The organism is Clostridium thermobutyricum DSM 4928, assembly GCF_002050515.1.
Classification (GTDB): domain Bacteria; phylum Bacillota; class Clostridia; order Clostridiales; family Clostridiaceae; genus Clostridium; species Clostridium thermobutyricum.
This window is the reverse complement of the sequence record NZ_LTAY01000036.1, coordinates 19554-36265: the sequence shown is the minus strand read 5'-3', so window position 1 is coordinate 36265 and position 16712 is coordinate 19554. Positions and strand designations below refer to the sequence as shown.

The window sequence follows — 16712 nt, the reverse complement described above, 5'->3', positions numbered from 1 at the left end:
CCTTTATAGATGTTAAAAAATTATATTTCAATATTCATATTATTATTCTTTTTTATAATCTTTTGAGACTTTTTTTTAATATTTAATTTTAAACAATTACATATAATACTCTATTAGTTTTAAACTTTATTAATATATAAAATTATCAATTTATATTTAAAACTATATACTCTTTTAACAAATTTTATTAATTAACAAAGATTTATTTCCTTGATATTATTATTTATGTTCTTAAATTAAAATATTTAAAATTATTTACAGCAAAAGAGGATGTTTATGAAAAGCAAATTATTTACTAAAGAAGAATTAACTTTTATAATCCTTATTGGATTAGCATTAGGTTTCAGGCAAATTGCTATGAACTTAATAACCCCTTTTGTAGGTATTTATTGTAATTCATTATCAGATGGAACTTTAGCCCTTGCAGGAATAGCATTAGGAATTTTCGGCTTAACTCAAGGTTTATTTCAAATTCCATTTGGTTCATGGAGTGATAAATATGGCTATAAAAAAATGATATTAATTGGTGTATTTTTAATGTTAATTGGTATTACTGTTGCAACATTTGCAAACAATGCTTATGTTTTTATCTTTTCTAGAGCTTTACAAGGTGCTGGAGCTATAACTTCTGCTGGATATGCATGGCTTTCAGGTAGCTTAAGCATTGAAAAGCGAGCTGATGCTATAAGTATAGTTGGAGTAATTATAGGTATATGTTCTGCATTTGCTTTAGGTGGTGGACCTATACTTAGAAAATTTATGCCAGTTAGAGGATTACTTATACTTGCAACTATTTCAATTCTGATTATGTTTTTCTTGATTTTATTCTTTTTAAAAGACTTAAAAAAGGATGGAAATGAGGAAAAAAATATAAAGAATTCTGTATCAGCAAAAGAAAGTTTTGCATACATAAAAAAACTTTTTAAAAATAGAAGTTATGTTGCTGTTATAGTTATTGCATTTATTAATGGGTTCGTTGGTATTTCAGGAATGTTTATTATCCCAGAGTATATAAATAAATTAACTAGCCCTGAAAATATGTGGATGATTTTTACTCCATCAATAATAATAGCAATAATTATTATGAGATTTTCTACAAGATTTATAAAAAAAGGATTTGGAAAAGAATTAACTGTAGTAGCAACTTTATGCCTTTTCTTTGGATGTTTAATTTTTATTGGACACAAACATATGATTTTAGTTGGATTAGGCGCTGTTGTTTTACTATCTGGATATAATATATTATTTAGTTTAATTCCAACTATTATAAATAATATATCTAATAATAAATTTAGAGGCATATCTAATGGTTCATCAAACTTAAGTTTTTATGTTGGTGACTTTTTAGGAACTACTATAGTAGGGTCTCTTTGGAAACTTCATTCAAATGTAGCTTTACTTATTTTAATATGTGCTTCTTTTTTAGCTTTGTTATTTAGTATATTTATAATACCAACATTTAAAAAAATTAAAACTGTTGAATAAAAATTAAAAGTCATAGAATTAATTCTATGACTTTTAATTTAAATTTGAAATTTTTTAATCTCTCCATCAATAAGAACTTTTACTTCTTTATTATCCATTTCATAAGCTCCTATCATTCCACTCTTATATGTACCAAAATCAATGTTTATAATTTTAGAGCCATGTTCACTTTCTTTAAAAATACTATCTTGTATAGGATTTTCAACATAATAATCTGTGTTTTGTATAGGAGTATGTCCTATTACTCCAGTATATTCTGAAGGTATCTTTATACTATCCTTTAAAAATGCTGAATCCCATAAATATCTTCCCCAAAGAAATCTTTCATCTTTTTCCGCTCTTGCAAGTATAAATTGGATTTCTTCGTCACTATAATCTTTACCAAAGTAAAACCCTACTCCTGCATGAAATATTATATGTTCATCTATTAGCATCCATTTTGGACATTCTTTTAGATATTCATAAAACTCTTTAAATAAATCTCTACCACTATGTCTATTAAATCTTCTTATTTCTTGAATAGTTTCAAAGCCTCCATTTGCTAACCACAATGATACATCTTCATCTTTATGAATTTTACATTTAATTTCTTCTCCATCTTCATTTTTATAAATAGCATCTCTTATATCTAAATCTTCATTTAAATCTACTTTTTCATAAGCCTTTATAAACATTTCTTCATGATTTCCAAGAATTAAATTTACATTATCATTCTGTAATACGAAATCTATAAGATAAGCTGAACCTATGCATCTATCAATTAAATCTCCATTTATATATAAATTATCTTCTTCCGAAAAATTTATTTTCTCTAAAAACTCTGTAAATAGCTTGTATTGCCCATGTATATCGCTCATTATATACTTCGCCATAACACCGCCTCCTAAAGTATTAAGTGTAAATTACTTTACATATTAATTATACCGTCAACTTTATTTACGTACAAGTTTTAAAAAATTAAAAAGAGTTCGATTTATAATCGAACTCTTTTATTTTAGGCTATTGCATTTTCAAATTTTAAATATTCTGCTTCAAATTCTATTTCTCCATCAAAAATCTTATTCAAATATATTTTTAAATAAAGATTACAATTGTTCTCTAATATATTACAATCAACAATATAGGCCATTCCTTCTCTTGTTTTTAATATAAATTTATTTGTTTTACTAACATTTTTTGTTTCTATAACAAGATTTACTGAATCTCCTGCTTTTATTTTACAAGCTTTTGCTTTCCTTCCTATATCATTTAAGTATTTAAGTTCAAGTCCTAAAATATCCTTATTAGTTTTATTTTCAATAATCACATTTAAACTTTCTGGCATAAAATACATAAGCTCTCCCCCTTACCTTCGATAACTTTTGATAACCTTTACATCCATATAATTATTATATTCTACAAAGTTTTAATAATTCCTTTTTCTTTTATAATATTTTAAAATTATTATTCAACTTATCTACATGAATAATTTTATATCAATTTGATAAAACTATATAAAATTACATGGAGGTGGGCAATTTGGATTATTTTAAATTTTTATTTGATAAAGCTTTTTTAGGTTTTGCTTTATTAGGTTTATTCGCAACTATACTTAGTTTATTTTTTGAAAGAAGTCTAAGTAATTTTTTATTTTTAATCTTTTTTTCATCAATATGTATAAAAAAGTTTTATGACTTTAAAATTTTAAAAGACAAAAAAAGCTGAATTAATTATTCAGCTTTTTAATTTTTAAAATATTACCTAATAATCTTCACTCAGCATAATTATATGTTTTATCTTGTAAATTTTTTAATTTCTAAAATATTCTCTAATAACCTCTTTTTTTAGTTGTATGTTAATCTCTTTAATATATAAAATATCTATACATTTATATTAAAACTCATATTATTTTACTATAAATGTATTTAAGTAGTTTTCTACATCTTGTTTATTTTGTAACTCTTTAATATTTAATATATTATATTTCTTTATATATTCAACTTCAATAACTAGTATATAATCTTTTATAAAAATAAAATCTAAACAAACCTTATCTTTAAAAGGTAGTATTAATTCTAACTTTTTAGATTTTCTTTTTTTTATCCAAGATAGTTCCTCTATTATTTTTTCTGCATTAACCCCTAAATTTATATTTTGATTATTTATAATACAAATTGCTTTATTCTCTTTGTTTATTTTTAAATCTTTATTTATTAAATCTAATACCAATTTTTCTAAATTGATTTTATTTGCATTTATTTTGAAACTATATTTCGAATACTTATATCTTTCACTTTTCTTTTGTAAGTATTTTAACTTTTTATCTAAGTATTTTATTTTTTCACTTATATAAAATATTTCACCTGCTTCATTTACTATTAAATCTTTATTTTTTACAGATATATCTTTTCTTAATACATCTAATTTCCTATATATTTCTTTTTTATTTGCTTTTTTTTCAATAAAATATCCTACATTATATATTTGCCATTCTTCTAAATCACTTATATTATCCTTTAATAAAAAACCATCTTCTATTTTTTCTATACTTTCTATATGAAGCTCTCTTTGTAATTTATAAAATACTTTTATTATTTCTATTATATAGTTAATTAAACTTTCTTTATCCATACCTTTATCCTCAACCTTTTATAAATTTCTTTATTCTTTTACTTTAATTTTAAATATAAATATTTTTAATTTGGTACGCTTAGAGCGTAATATAAAAAAAGTATGATAAAAATTTTTTATCATACTTTTTTATTATATTAGGCTTTTAAAAAATCCTTTTTCTTTTAAATTCTTAAGTATTATTTTAAATCTTTTTTCTTTTCTATATCCAAATCCATCTAATAAATTTAAAATAAGTCTACTTATTGCTGTATATTCTCTTAAATCCCTTGTCCCTTTTAATAACTCTCCTAAAGTTTCAATATCTAATGTAGCTAAAGAATCTGCTCCTATATCCTCTCTGTTATAGTGTTTTTTCATAGTATTTAATATAACTATTGTGTCCTCACTTGATATATTTCCAATTATTTTTGTAAATAATATTACTTTTTTTATACTACCTGATTTTCTAAATTTATTTTTTAATATACTAAATGCTTCATCCATATAAATATTAAAAATATCAATTAAGTACACTCCATCTTCTTTATCATCTTTAAATATTTTTTTATGCAACATATTTACTGATAATTCTATAATAGATAGTCCTTTCTTCTTGCTTCCAACTATAAATCGAAGGTTATCTTCTATTTTATTTATTAAATCTTCTCTAGTAAATTTTTCGCATTTTTTCTTTTCTCCATTTAGCCACATAGATAAAAATATACTATTTTTCTTTATTAATTTATAATTTTTATTTTTTATATCTTCTGTAATTATATTTGTTAAAATTAAATCATCTAAATCTAGTTTTCTAAAGCTTTTGTTTAAAAATTTATATTCATTATTTATTTTTTCTACATTTGCCATTTCATATAGCTTATCAGTATCATTCATTATTTTAAACATTTCTCCAAGATAATTTAAATTTTCTCGTACTCCATTTAAAATTTCTTCTGCCTTTACAACTGATGCTACATCATCATCTACGCCAAATATCTCTTTATTATTATCTATAGTTTCTTCAATTAAAGTTATAAGTGGATCTGCATTCATTTTCTTTAAAGCTAACATTTTTTCTTTATCATTTTTTCCTTGCTTTTCTAGATAACTTACTTTATCTTTATATAACTTTAATTCCTTTTCTAGTTCTTTTATTTCTTTTTCTCTTTCTTTTTTTGATAATTTTAGTTTTTCTTTCATTTCTAATATTTCTTTTTTAAGTTCTTCTTCATTAAAAGAATAGGTTTCTTTTTTTATTTCAGCATTTTCCATTATATTATTGGGAACTTTGAATTCTTCATTAAAAGTCATAGGTAATTTTTTTTCTATATTTTTTAAATACCAAACTATAAACTCATACGTATATTTAAGACAATTTAAAACATCAAAACTTGAATCTACTTCATGAGCATATTTATTTCCTGCAAATCTTATATATTCAAGCTTTGAAAACATAGTTTTAGGAATCATCTCTTTTATATAATTTATATTTCCTTTTAAACTTCTATTTCCCGCCTCTTCATAAGCTGAAATTCCACTCTTTGAAAAAATCATTTCTTTTATGGAGTATTCTAAAATTTTTCTACAATCTATAAAAATTATACTATTATTTCTTTTATCATTAAAAACTATCTCATCATTTTTTAAATAGCCATAGAATTTTTCTAAATTCGTATTTTTAACTATCTCAAAGTTTAAGCTTTTTTCCATAAGTTCCACCTCTGTTATCTTTTATATTAATTATATCATCAAGCTTTAGAAAATAATAAAAAAAGACTATTTTAAAAACCTAAATTTTTAAAATAGTCTCTTGATTAATTTGGTTATTTTAATTAATTTAATTTTATTTCTGCTTGAACCTTATCACTAAACATATTGTCTTTATATAATAAAGTTAAATCTTTATCTCCTTTTGGAGCTTCAAAAGAAATGGTCCCTGACACTTTTCCTCCTGGAGATAATTTTCCACTATTTAAACTTGTCTTTGAATCAACAGTTGTAAAAGATTGATCTGTTATTTGTCCTTGGCTATTTTTAAGTGAATAATCAAATGGATTATATGAAATTTCTTTATCTTTATCATTATTTATAGCTACTTTAACTATTATAAACTCATTTCCATCTTTAGGTTTATCAAATTCTGTTCCATTTGACTTTTTAACCTCTTCAACTTTTAATTTCATTCCTTTTATATCAACAGTATCCCCCACTTTATATTCCTTTGCTTCTTGTGAAACCTCTTGTTTTTTATTATTTTCAGTAGTACTACTCGTTTCTCCTCCACATCCTACTAATCCTAAACTCATTGTTAAAACTAAAATTGCCCACCATCTTTTTTTCATTTATAAAGTCCCCCTTATTTTTATATTTGACTATTAGCCGCTTTTATTTTTTTCACTTTTGAATATCCTATAAATGATAAAACTATCATTGGTACTATAAATATTGCATATAGGAAAAATACTGCTGCTCCTACACAGAAAAGTATTGCTCCTGTAAGAACAAAACCTGCCTTATTTATAAATGCTCCAACTAAAGTAAATATACTTGCTAATAATACCAATATCATTTGTGGCATAACTAATGCTGATGCAATTGCGCCTCCTAAAGCTTCTGCATCACTTGTTGTATTAACAATAGCTCCTCCAAAATGAGCCATTAAATAAATTGTGTATAATATTCCTAAAACTCCTGCTATAATTGCTGCCTTACTTTTTTTCATAATTTTTCTCTCCTTATTTTTAATTTCCTCTGACAATACTCATTATATAAATTTCACAATTTTTTTTGGTACGCTTAAAGCGTACAATACTAAAAAAATTTTAATTTTATTCATTTTAAAATTTATTTTATTCTATATAACTTTTAAATCCTCTAAGAACTAATAAATCTCTAATCTTATAATAAAAAAAAACATCTTTGATTAAATTTTAATCAAAGATGATATCTTTTATAAAAATATATAGCTTTATTAAATTTCTTTATTTATTGCATTAAAATTCCACTTATTAAAGTAACTACAATAAAATATATTACTCTTCCAATTACTTTCTTATATAAGATTTCACTATTTACAAGAGGAATATATTTATTTAATGTAAATCCACTTCCAATTATAAATTCAGGCAAAATAATCATATAAGTTGCCAAAATTAAATCTGATAAAAGCTTCGTATAAAAAAATTGTGAATATCCAAAAAAGGCTGTAAAATACCATAAACTAGCCAGAATCATAAAAATTATATTTCCACTTCTATACCCAACAATATATTTAAAAAACCATTTTGGTTTTATATGAATAAATTTATTTATCTTTTCTATGTTTATATTTTTTATTTTTTTATTATCTATAATTTTTTTATCTTTAAAAAATTTAATTTGTTCTTGAGTCTTTGCTTTATTTAATGCGTCTTTAAATTGGTCTAAATTTTGATACCTATTTAATCTATCAATTTGTGTTGCTTTTAAAATTACTTCTCTTAATTTTCCCTCTGCTATTTTATTTTTAGGAAAATCTTTCACTAAAATAAAATTTAAAAGAACTCCAATACTATAAATATCGCTTCTTCCATCAGTTTGTGCAAAACCAAATTGCTCTGGTGATGCATATTCTTTTGTTCCTAATATAACAGTATCATGATCACATTCATCTTTTAATACTCTAGATACATCAAAATCTATAAGCTTAACTATACCATCACTACTTATCATTACATTACTTGGTTTTATATCTCTGTGAATTAAAGGCTTGTCCATTCTATGCAAATCATACAAACCATCACAAATTGAAATACAAATATCTATTGCATAATCTTCATCTATATAATTTTCTTCTAATATTTTTTCTAAAGTTTTTCCATGTACAAACTCTTCTATTACTATTAAATTTTCACCAATTATAAAATAATCTATTATTTCTGCTCTATTTTTATTTTTTAATCCTTTTAGCCTTTTATATACATCTAAACATTCTTTTTTTAATATCTTCTTTATATAAATTTGTTGACTTTTTGAATTGCTAACTAAATAAACTTTGCCTTCAGATATTGTTTTTATATCTTCATATAAGCTCAGCTCATATTCTTTTAACAAATCCTCCATTTTTTATCCCCTTTTCTTGATTTTGTAACTATAAAATTATATCATAATATTAGTTAATAATAAAAGTTTCATATAAAAGGATGTGTTCTATTTAATGTCTACTAAAACTTCTGATTTAGAAAGTTTATTAACTTCATTAAAAAAAGATACTGATTTAGATAAATTTTTAGATTCAAATAAAGATATTTTAGATACCATTACATTTAGTGAATACTTTAATAATATATGTAAAGAAAAAAATATAAAAAAAAGTATCTTAATAAATGATTCTAATATGAGCAGATCTTATTGCTATGAAGTTCTAAGAGGAGATAAAATTCCTGATAGAGATAATGCTCTAAAACTTTGTTTAGCTGCAAAATTAAATTTAGATGAAACAAATAGAGTTTTAAAACTAACTAACAATGGATTGCTTTATCCTAAAATAACTAGAGACTCTATAATTATTTTTTGTATTTCTAAAGGATATACACTTATGCAATTAGATTATTTACTTTATGAAAAAGGACAACAAACACTTTGTAAAGAATAAAAAGCTATCTAAAGTTTTTCTTTAGATAGCTTTTTATTTTTATCCTACATTTACTTTTATTTCTGTTAATTGAACCTCTTCTTCTTCTTCATTAACTTTTAATTTGTATTCATTTGTAAAACTTTTTCTATTTGTTTTTCCATCTTTAGTTATATCATAAGTTTCATCTACTATAACTGTCCATTCTTTTTTACTATCATCAAATTTATTACTCTTTATATAACTCGTAACATATTTCTCTGATATTTCTGAATCATAAATTCCTTTAATATTTTTTACTTGTTCTTTATAAATTTGACTTCCAGGATATAAATAATCTTCTACATAACTAAAATCGTTATAATTAACTGCATTTGCAAAATTATTTAAATATTCTTGTATTACTTTTGGAACTTCCTTCGAATACTCATTATAATCTATTACTTTCTCTTGCTCTACTTCTAAATTTATTTCTCTTGAGTTATATACTCTTTCTTTATTACTAGTTCTAATTTTTCCGTCTTTTTCTATAACCGCTTGTACTACTGTTCCATTTTCAAGACCTACTATAGTATCTATATCTTTCATTTTTTTATTTGTCTTAACTCCATCAATTATAAGCGTTGCTTCTTTTTCATTACACTTGATAGTTGTTTTATTAATATTTTCAAAAAGACTTACTTCTTTTACTTTTTCACCATAACAAAGATCTACACTTTTTAAATCATCTAAATCTACATAATCATTTTTTAATTTACCTTCTATTTCATAACTTCCTGGTACTAAAGGTCCTATTTTATCAGAATCTGTTTTAGTTTCAATAGTTTCTCCATTATACTTAATAATATAATCAGCTCCATCTAACTTTTCACCAAATGTAATATATCTAGCGCTTATATTTATATAATATTTTTCTCTTAAACCACTTTTCTTTTTAACTAAATTTACTTCATTATATATACTACTTCCAAAATCAATTGGATTAAATTTTATTTTTACAGCCTGTGAATTTAACTCTTCTACAGTTAAATTTAAATCTGCTAAATTCTTTTTATAGCTATCTATAAGAATTTTTATATTATCATCATTTAATTCTAAATTTTCATCTTCAGCTGATAAAATCTTTTTTAAATCTTTAACATTTTCTTCTGATATTCCCTTATAAAATTTTTCAACTACTTTTTCTGGAGAATCACTTTTAAATAGTGTAAATCCACAAACTAAAACTAATAATAAAACTCCTGCTATTGCACCTATAACTTTTTTACTTAATGGCTTATTTTTTACAAAAGATTTATCTAATTTAACTTTTGAATTTTTATCTTTTTTATTTTCATCTCCTAAATTAGATTTTACATTAATATTTTCCTTTTCTAAATTTAAAGGTTCTCCACACCCCTTACAAAATTTTGCATCATCTTTAAGTTCTGTTCCACACTTTTTACAAAATCTCATATATCCTCCCCCTATATCATGTTTTATTAATATTTTATTCATATTTTCCATTTAGATTATATCATCATACATTACTACTTTCTACTAACTTTTTTATTATTTACATTACTAAATAATAAAGTATCTTTTATTAGATTATTCTAGTTTATTTATTAATATTTTAATAACATTGTAAAAGCTATATTGACTATTACCTTACTTTATAGTTTATAGTTTAATTGTAATAATCATAAATAAGTATTTATATTTACAAAAATAATTATAGAACAAAGGAGGAAATGTTAATGAGTAAAAAATCATCTAAAATTTTATTAGTTATGTTTTTATTAGGAATTTTTATGGGTTCATTAGACACTGCAATAATTTCACCTGCTCGTACAATAATGGGTAATACATTACATATATCTGCTGATGCTAGTATATGGATTATAACTTTATATTCTCTTATATATGCAGTATCTATGCCTATTATAGGTAAACTTGCAGATAGACATGGTTTAAAAACTATGTTTACATTTAGTATTTTATTATTTGGAATAGGTTCACTTTTATGTGGAATATCAAACTTTTATAATAGCTTCTCTTTCCTTTTAATAGCTAGAGCTATTGAAGCAATTGGAGCTGGTGGTGTTATGCCAGTTGCAACAGCTTTTGTTGGAATGAGTTTTCCACCAGAAAAACGTGGTGCTGCTCTTGGAATGGTTGGAGGTATTAATGGTATTGCTACACTTATAGGACCTTCACTTGGTTCATTTATTCTTGATACTTTTGGCGGAAACAATTGGCATCTATTATTTTTTATAAATATACCAATTTGTATAGTTGTTCTTATTTCTTTAATAGCAATTAAAGTTGATAAATTTGAAACTACTAAAAAACCTTTAGATATATATGGAAGTATTGTTTCAGGATTATTTATAGTCTCTCTTATGTTATTTATAACAAATTTAAATTTTGTACATTTATGGACTAGCTTTAAATCAGTAAAATGCTTCCCTTATTTAGTAATTGCAATTATTTTACTTCCAATACTTATATTTGTTGAAAGTCGTGCTGAAGATCCAATTATAAATTTAAAATATTTTAAAAGACGTGAAATGTTATCAGTATTTATAATTGCATTTTTAGTTGGTGCAGGACTTATGGTTGTTGTATTTTTACCTCAATTCTGTAGTAATGTATTAAAATTAAAACTTGGATCAGGGGGATATTTCGTAACTCTTATGGCTGTATTCTCTGGTTTTGCTGCTCCTTTCGGTGGAAAACTTATAGATAAATTTTCTGCTAAACTTATACTTGTTACTGGATTTATCTGTACTATTATTGGTACTCTTACTTTAGCTTTAATTGTAACATCTACTTTAAGTGTAATTCCACTTGTTATTGGATTAGCTTTTATGGGTCTTGGAGTAGGATTTACTATGGGAACTCCATTAAATTATGTTATTCAAACTTCAGTTCCTAAAGAAGAGATTGGTTCTGCTCAATCAACTCTTTCTTTAATAAGATCTCTTGGTGTAGCACTTTCACCAAATCTTTTAGTAGGATTTATTTCTGCTGCTGGGGCTGATGTTTCTGGAAAACTTATGGCAGTTCTTCCTAAAATGCCGGGATTCACACACGCTATGTCATCTGGTGTATCTGGAGCATCTATGGTTAATGCATTTCAAAATGCAAATGTTACTACAATATTCTCTTTAATAAAGAACTTTGTATCAGGACAGTTTACTAAAATGGCTCCTCAATTATCAGAAAGTCTTAGAGGAGTGCCATTACATCAAAGAACTAATATATTAGCTAGTATGAAAGAAAATTATATGCATCAATTAGATGGCTTACGTACTACTATTGAAAATATATATCAAAAAACAATGAATAGTGGCTTTGAAAAAATGTTCTTAACTCTTTGCTTAATTGCAGTTATAGCATTAATAGTAGCATTATTCTTACCTAATAAGAAAAAGGAAATATCAAAATAATAAAAAGCTCTTACAAATAAAATTGTAAGAGCTTTTTTATTATAAAATTTTATAGTTTATTCACATAATTACCCAACTTTGTTAACTAATTATAACTTTCACTATTGTATACTTTTTATAGTAATAATTAATAAATACTACTTAAATTCATAATATTTTTATAGAAAAGAGGAATTTTATTTTGAAAAAAATAAAAGGTTTCTACATAATATTTTTAATAATTATTTTATGGTTTATTGTTTGTAAATTAAACCTTTTTAGTAGTTACATACTTCCCTCACCTAAAATGGTTTTTAAATCATTTTTAGATTTATGCAAAAATGGTAGTTTAGCTAGTGATGTTTTAATAAGTCTTTTTAGAGTATTTTTAGGATTCTTTTTAAGTGCTCTATTAGCCATTCCACTTGGAGTTTTGTTTGGTATTAAACCTAAACTATATGATTATTTTAAAACTCTATTTGAGTTTTTGAGAAATACTCCTCCACTTGCGCTTATTCCTATGCTTATACTTTGGTTTGGTATTGGAGAAACATCTAAAATAATAGTAATAATATTAGCTTCATTTTTCCCAATATTCCTAAATACTTTAGATGGAATTAAAAACTGTGATAAAAAACTTATTGAAGTTGGTTTAGCTTTTAAATTATCTAAAGAGGATTTATTGCGAAAAATAATATTTCCTAGTTCTATTTCAAATATTTTAGTTGGATTAAGGCTTGGTCTTGGGTATTCTTTTAGAGCAATAATTGGAGCTGAAATGATTGCTTCTTCTTCTGGTCTTGGATATTTAATATTAAATGCCAAAGCCCTTTCTAGAAGCTCTGAAGTAATCGTTGGAATAATTGTTATAGGATTGCTTGGAATAATAACAGATTTTTTATTTAAGATAATTTCTAAAAAATTAACTAAGAAATTTGGAGGAAATACTTATGAGTTCAAATAAAATTAAAATAGAAAATTTGAATAAGTCATTTAATTCTAAAAATAAAAATATAAATGTTTTAAAAAATTTGAATATTGAAATAGACTTATCTAATATAACTGTTATTTTAGGAAAAAGTGGATGTGGGAAAACCACTTTAATTAGATGTATCTCTGACTTAGAACCTTTTGATTCTGGTTCAATTAAATACATATCTAATGAAAATTTTAAACCTAAAGTAGGAATGGTGTTTCAAGAAAGTAGACTTATGCCTTGGCTTTCTGTAAAAGAAAACATTTTAATCCATTCAAAAGAAGATAAAGATATAAAAAACATATTAACTCTTTTAAAATTAGATAATATTGAAAATTCTATGCCTTATGAATTATCTGGAGGTATGGCTCACAGAGTTTCAATTGGAAGAGCTTTAGCTTTTAATCCAAATATTCTAATTATGGACGAGCCTTTTGCAGCACTTGATTATTTCACTAGAATTGATTTACAAAAAGAAGTAATAAATATCTTTAAAAAAACTAATATTGGAATAATTTTTGTAACTCATAACATAGAAGAAGCTTTATCTATTGCTACTAAAATAATAATTATGAAAAATGATAATTCTATTGAAAGTTTTTCAATAGAAAAAGATTTTAATAGGAATTTATCATCTGAATATTTTGTAGAATTAAAAATAAAAATTTTAAATTGTTTAAAGGAGACTTAAAAATGAAAAAAGGAAAAATAATAGGTATTATTATATTAATAATTATAATAATAGCTGGCTTCTGTATATATAGCCATAATAAAAAAGAGCAAGTTAAAGAGGTTTCCCTAACTTATGTTACTGCTCCTCTTAATGTTCCTTCAATTGTTGAAAAAAATGAGCAAATGTTCACTAAAGAATATGCTAAAAAAGGAATCAATGTTAAATACTATGATATAACTTCTGGTTCAGAACAAACAGCTGCACTAGCTTCTGGAAATCTTGATTTCCTTAATGCTGTTGGTGGAACTTCTGCAATTTTAGCAGCTTCTAATGGAGTAAATTTAAAAATACTTAGTGTTTATAGTAGAGCTCCTCAAGGATTTGTTATAGTAACTAAAGATAAATCTATAAAATCTGTTAAGGATTTAAAAGGACTTAAGATTGGTGGTCCTAAAGGAACTATTTTAAATCAACTTCTTGTAGCTGCTCTTAAGAAAAATGATATGAATTTAAAAGATGTTGATTATATTAACATGGGAATTCCTGAAGCTATGGCTGCTTTAGATAATGGAAGCATTAAGGCTGCTCTTTTAGCTGGTCCTGCTGCTTTAAAAGCTGAAGAAAGTGGTGCTCATGTAATTTGTGATGGTAAAGGACTTATAAGTGGTCTTATTGTTACTGCTGTTAATGAAAACTTTGCTAAAGCACATCCTGATTTAGTAAATGACTTTTTAAAAGTTCAAAAACAAGCTGTTGATTATATAAATCAAAATACTGATAAAGCTCTTGAACAAACTTCTAAAGTTGTAGGTCTTACTAAAGCTCAAACAGAAAAAATGTATTCTTGGTATAACTTTAATCCTACTATAACACAATCTGATATAACTGCTTTAGAAAAAACTCAAGATTTCTTAATTAATAGTGGAATGCAAACAAATAGAATTGATATACCAAATTTAATATATCATAACTAAAATAAAAAAAGCTTTGATTAAAAATCAAAGCTTTTTTTTATATTATTTTATCTTTTTAACTGCGTTTAATATCCATCCAGCTGTTTTTTGATTTGTCCAAAGTGGAAGACTGAATTCCATACAAAGAGTTGCCTCTTCTATACTTCCTTTTTCATAATAAAGTATTTCTCCATCACAAGCTTTCGCTCCACCATAAAGACATTCAATAACTTTAAAATTATGTTTTATAGCTTTTTTAAGCCATTTTCTAGCACCTTGTCTATCTCCAAGTGCTAATAAATATAAAACTCTTGCATATTTAAAGAATACTGAATCATCATCTTTAAATCTTTCAAATAATTCTTTTACATAAGCATATTCTTTAACAAGTAATGCTCTAAAAACAAGAGAATGTCTAACATTTTTAGTATCTGCTTCATTAAATTCTAAAAGTTCTTTTTCAAGGTTAAAGCTCTTATTAAAATCTCCTAATGCAAAAGCATAAGCTGAAAGAGTTGCTTGTACTGATAAGAAGAAATCTCCTTCTGCAGATACTCCAATATTACCATTGTTCTCTTTAAAATATTCTTCACCTAAATTATTTTTAAGCATATTTAAGCATTCTTCAATTTCTTTTGCAGCTTCTTCTATATTTTCGTTTTCTAAAGCTTTATTGAATTTTTCAACAACTTCTATTTTTTCTTCTGAAGAATTATCTTTCTTTAAGAAATTACTATTTTTATCTGAAATTTTCCACTCTTTTGAATCTTTTTGAATTGAAAGAGCTTTTCTTATTTCACGTGACTTCGTTCCAATTGTACTTTCTGAAACACTAAAGAAGTCAGCTAGTTCATCCATGTGTATTCCTCTTTTTGATAGAGTATCATTTATAAAGAATATTGAATGAGCTATACCAGCAGCCCATGTCCCAGTTTTTCCTCTATTTAACGCTAAGTCTTCACAGTTTGCAGAAGCTTCAGTTAATTTTAAAAACTTTTCATTATATGAATCATCTAAAACTTTTGTTCCAAACTCTAATAACATATCGGTAATTTCTTTTACTCTTGATTCTAATTCTACAGGTATGTTTAAATCCTTAACCATGTAATCCTCCTAATGTTTTATTCGTTTAATTTTTCAATTAAACCACATTAAAATATTATACCGTAAATTCTAAAATTTTTCACTATCTAAATTAATGAATCAATTACTCCTTGAGTTCCTAAAGTTATTATTCTCCATCCATCACTAGTTTTTTCCATTAAAAATACTATTTTTTTACTCTCATCTTTATATTTTCCTTTATCCTTATAATTATGATTTAAATCAACTGTAAATGAAGCATATTTTCCTTCTTCTCCTTTAAGTTTTTTATTTTTTTCATACTTTTCACAATATTGGCTATAAGTATCATTTTTTATATTCTCTATAGTTAAATTTTCTAAATCATCATATCCAATAAATAAATTTTTAACATCTTCAGCCTTCCATCCTTTAACCATATATTTTTCTATTTTCATTTCCTTTTTTTTATTAAAGTCTTTTATAAAGTTCTCTATAACACTTTTTGCTTTACCTTTTTCTAAAGAAGTTAATTCTTTTGTTGGAAAAATCATATTAAGAGAAATATACAATATTAATATCATACATATTAATATAATTCCTAAAAGAATTATATTTTTTTTAGTTAAATAAACTTTATAATCTTCTAACACATAAATCACCTCAATCAATTTATATTAAGATTTCAGTATTTATATGCTTTAATAATTGTAATATATAAAATAAAAAGGCCTTAAATCTAAAATAGATATAAGACCCTTTATAAAGCTTAACCTTTTCTAATATTAGTATGTTGTTTTAAGTATGTATTTTGATTATCATAGTGCTTTTTATTACTATCTATTTTTGCTTTTTGTTTTTCAGTTCCACTATAAGCTATTTTCTTTGACATAACTTAATCACTCCTTTCAGATTGGTTACTATTAGTTTGTACATGTGACAAGCT

General features: G+C 24.2%; 17 protein-coding genes. 6 read left to right on the top strand and 11 right to left on the bottom strand.

Features of this window, described 5'->3' with window-relative positions:
- Positions 1 to 276 precede the first annotated feature (276 nt).
- Positions 277 to 1485, top strand: a complete 1209-nt coding sequence (locus CLTHE_RS06950) for an MFS transporter (protein ID WP_158082680.1) — start codon at positions 277 to 279, stop codon at positions 1483 to 1485.
- A 38-nt stretch (positions 1486 to 1523) separates the two neighbouring features.
- On the opposite strand, the gene CLTHE_RS06945 is transcribed toward CLTHE_RS06950, so the two are convergent.
- The 7 genes from CLTHE_RS06945 to CLTHE_RS06910 all read right to left on the bottom strand — a co-directional run bounded on the left by CLTHE_RS06945 (position 1524) and on the right by CLTHE_RS06910 (position 8178).
- Entirely contained in the window at positions 1524 to 2357 is an 834-nt protein-coding gene (locus CLTHE_RS06945) for a metallophosphoesterase (protein ID WP_080022605.1), read from the bottom strand.
- Between the two features lie 122 nt (positions 2358 to 2479).
- Positions 2480 to 2818 (bottom strand): hypothetical protein, encoded by a 339-nt coding sequence (locus CLTHE_RS06940; protein ID WP_080022604.1) that lies wholly within the window; start codon positions 2816 to 2818, stop codon positions 2480 to 2482.
- Between the two features lie 551 nt (positions 2819 to 3369).
- Positions 3370 to 4095, bottom strand: a complete 726-nt coding sequence (locus tag CLTHE_RS06930; protein ID WP_080022602.1) for a hypothetical protein — start codon at positions 4093 to 4095, stop codon at positions 3370 to 3372.
- A gap of 132 nt (positions 4096 to 4227) precedes the next feature.
- A complete protein-coding gene (locus CLTHE_RS06925) occupies positions 4228 to 5787 on the bottom strand; it encodes a DUF4145 domain-containing protein (RefSeq protein ID WP_080022601.1) in 1560 nt (519 codons plus the stop codon).
- Positions 5788 to 5909: 122 nt separating this feature from the next.
- The gene (locus tag CLTHE_RS06920) at positions 5910 to 6419 is read right to left on the bottom strand and encodes a DUF4352 domain-containing protein (protein WP_080022600.1); all 510 of its coding nucleotides are present in this window, start codon (positions 6417 to 6419) and stop codon (positions 5910 to 5912) included.
- Positions 6420 to 6439: 20 nt separating this feature from the next.
- Positions 6440 to 6799, bottom strand: a complete 360-nt coding sequence (locus CLTHE_RS06915; RefSeq protein WP_080022599.1) for a hypothetical protein — start codon at positions 6797 to 6799, stop codon at positions 6440 to 6442.
- A gap of 263 nt (positions 6800 to 7062) precedes the next feature.
- Positions 7063 to 8178: a serine/threonine-protein kinase gene (locus CLTHE_RS06910; protein ID WP_080022598.1), complete on the bottom strand. Its 1116-nt coding sequence runs from the start codon at positions 8176 to 8178 to the stop codon at positions 7063 to 7065.
- 94 nt (positions 8179 to 8272) lie between these two features.
- On the opposite strand from CLTHE_RS06910, the gene CLTHE_RS06905 reads away from it, so the two are divergent.
- Entirely contained in the window at positions 8273 to 8710 is a 438-nt protein-coding gene (locus CLTHE_RS06905; protein ID WP_080022597.1) for a hypothetical protein, read from the top strand.
- A gap of 39 nt (positions 8711 to 8749) precedes the next feature.
- On the opposite strand, the gene CLTHE_RS06900 is transcribed toward CLTHE_RS06905, so the two are convergent.
- On the bottom strand, positions 8750 to 10144 hold the full coding sequence (locus CLTHE_RS06900) for a TcaA NTF2-like domain-containing protein (protein ID WP_158082679.1): 1395 nt from the start codon (positions 10142 to 10144) through the stop codon (positions 8750 to 8752).
- Positions 10145 to 10428: 284 nt separating this feature from the next.
- On the opposite strand from CLTHE_RS06900, the gene CLTHE_RS06895 reads away from it, so the two are divergent.
- The 4 genes from CLTHE_RS06895 (at position 10429) to CLTHE_RS06880 (ending at position 14725) form a co-directional block, all read left to right on the top strand.
- On the top strand, positions 10429 to 12123 hold the full coding sequence (locus CLTHE_RS06895) for an MFS transporter (protein WP_080022595.1): 1695 nt from the start codon (positions 10429 to 10431) through the stop codon (positions 12121 to 12123).
- A 181-nt stretch (positions 12124 to 12304) separates the two neighbouring features.
- Positions 12305 to 13066: an ABC transporter permease gene (locus tag CLTHE_RS06890; RefSeq protein ID WP_080022594.1), complete on the top strand. Its 762-nt coding sequence runs from the start codon at positions 12305 to 12307 to the stop codon at positions 13064 to 13066.
- On the top strand, positions 13053 to 13769 hold the full coding sequence (locus CLTHE_RS06885) for an ABC transporter ATP-binding protein (protein WP_080022593.1): 717 nt from the start codon (positions 13053 to 13055) through the stop codon (positions 13767 to 13769). Before CLTHE_RS06890 ends, CLTHE_RS06885 begins: the two co-directional genes overlap by 14 nt.
- A 2-nt stretch (positions 13770 to 13771) precedes the next feature.
- Positions 13772 to 14725 (top strand): ABC transporter substrate-binding protein, encoded by a 954-nt coding sequence (locus CLTHE_RS06880; protein ID WP_080022592.1) that lies wholly within the window; start codon positions 13772 to 13774, stop codon positions 14723 to 14725.
- A gap of 42 nt (positions 14726 to 14767) precedes the next feature.
- On the opposite strand, the gene CLTHE_RS06875 is transcribed toward CLTHE_RS06880, so the two are convergent.
- The 3 genes from CLTHE_RS06875 to CLTHE_RS17120 all read right to left on the bottom strand — a co-directional run bounded on the left by CLTHE_RS06875 (position 14768) and on the right by CLTHE_RS17120 (position 16658).
- Positions 14768 to 15808: a DUF6398 domain-containing protein gene (locus CLTHE_RS06875; protein ID WP_080022591.1), complete on the bottom strand. Its 1041-nt coding sequence runs from the start codon at positions 15806 to 15808 to the stop codon at positions 14768 to 14770.
- An 86-nt stretch (positions 15809 to 15894) separates the two neighbouring features.
- The gene (locus tag CLTHE_RS06870; RefSeq protein WP_080022590.1) at positions 15895 to 16419 is read right to left on the bottom strand and encodes a hypothetical protein; all 525 of its coding nucleotides are present in this window, start codon (positions 16417 to 16419) and stop codon (positions 15895 to 15897) included.
- A 116-nt stretch (positions 16420 to 16535) separates the two neighbouring features.
- On the bottom strand, positions 16536 to 16658 hold the full coding sequence (locus CLTHE_RS17120; RefSeq protein WP_278320289.1) for a hypothetical protein: 123 nt from the start codon (positions 16656 to 16658) through the stop codon (positions 16536 to 16538).
- Between the last annotated feature and the right edge of the window lie 54 nt (positions 16659 to 16712).

Excerpts from the sequence above, each read along its gene's own strand:
- CLTHE_RS06950 (WP_158082680.1), top strand. The coding sequence starts at position 277 with ATGAAAAGCAAATTATTTACTAAAGAAGAATTAACTTTTATAATCCTT.
- CLTHE_RS06945 (WP_080022605.1), bottom strand. The coding sequence starts at position 2,357 with ATGGCGAAGTATATAATGAGCGATATACATGGGCAATACAAGCTATTT.
- CLTHE_RS06940 (WP_080022604.1), bottom strand. The coding sequence starts at position 2,818 with ATGTATTTTATGCCAGAAAGTTTAAATGTGATTATTGAAAATAAAACT.
- CLTHE_RS06930 (WP_080022602.1), bottom strand. The coding sequence starts at position 4,095 with ATGGATAAAGAAAGTTTAATTAACTATATAATAGAAATAATAAAAGTA.
- CLTHE_RS06925 (WP_080022601.1), bottom strand. The coding sequence starts at position 5,787 with ATGGAAAAAAGCTTAAACTTTGAGATAGTTAAAAATACGAATTTAGAA.
- CLTHE_RS06920 (WP_080022600.1), bottom strand. The coding sequence starts at position 6,419 with ATGAAAAAAAGATGGTGGGCAATTTTAGTTTTAACAATGAGTTTAGGA.
- CLTHE_RS06915 (WP_080022599.1), bottom strand. The coding sequence starts at position 6,799 with ATGAAAAAAAGTAAGGCAGCAATTATAGCAGGAGTTTTAGGAATATTA.
- CLTHE_RS06910 (WP_080022598.1), bottom strand. The coding sequence starts at position 8,178 with ATGGAGGATTTGTTAAAAGAATATGAGCTGAGCTTATATGAAGATATA.
- CLTHE_RS06905 (WP_080022597.1), top strand. The coding sequence starts at position 8,273 with ATGTCTACTAAAACTTCTGATTTAGAAAGTTTATTAACTTCATTAAAA.
- CLTHE_RS06900 (WP_158082679.1), bottom strand. The coding sequence starts at position 10,144 with ATGAGATTTTGTAAAAAGTGTGGAACAGAACTTAAAGATGATGCAAAA.
- CLTHE_RS06895 (WP_080022595.1), top strand. The coding sequence starts at position 10,429 with ATGAGTAAAAAATCATCTAAAATTTTATTAGTTATGTTTTTATTAGGA.
- CLTHE_RS06885 (WP_080022593.1), top strand. The coding sequence starts at position 13,053 with ATGAGTTCAAATAAAATTAAAATAGAAAATTTGAATAAGTCATTTAAT.
- CLTHE_RS06880 (WP_080022592.1), top strand. The coding sequence starts at position 13,772 with ATGAAAAAAGGAAAAATAATAGGTATTATTATATTAATAATTATAATA.
- CLTHE_RS06875 (WP_080022591.1), bottom strand. The coding sequence starts at position 15,808 with ATGGTTAAGGATTTAAACATACCTGTAGAATTAGAATCAAGAGTAAAA.
- CLTHE_RS17120 (WP_278320289.1), bottom strand. The coding sequence starts at position 16,658 with ATGTCAAAGAAAATAGCTTATAGTGGAACTGAAAAACAAAAAGCAAAA.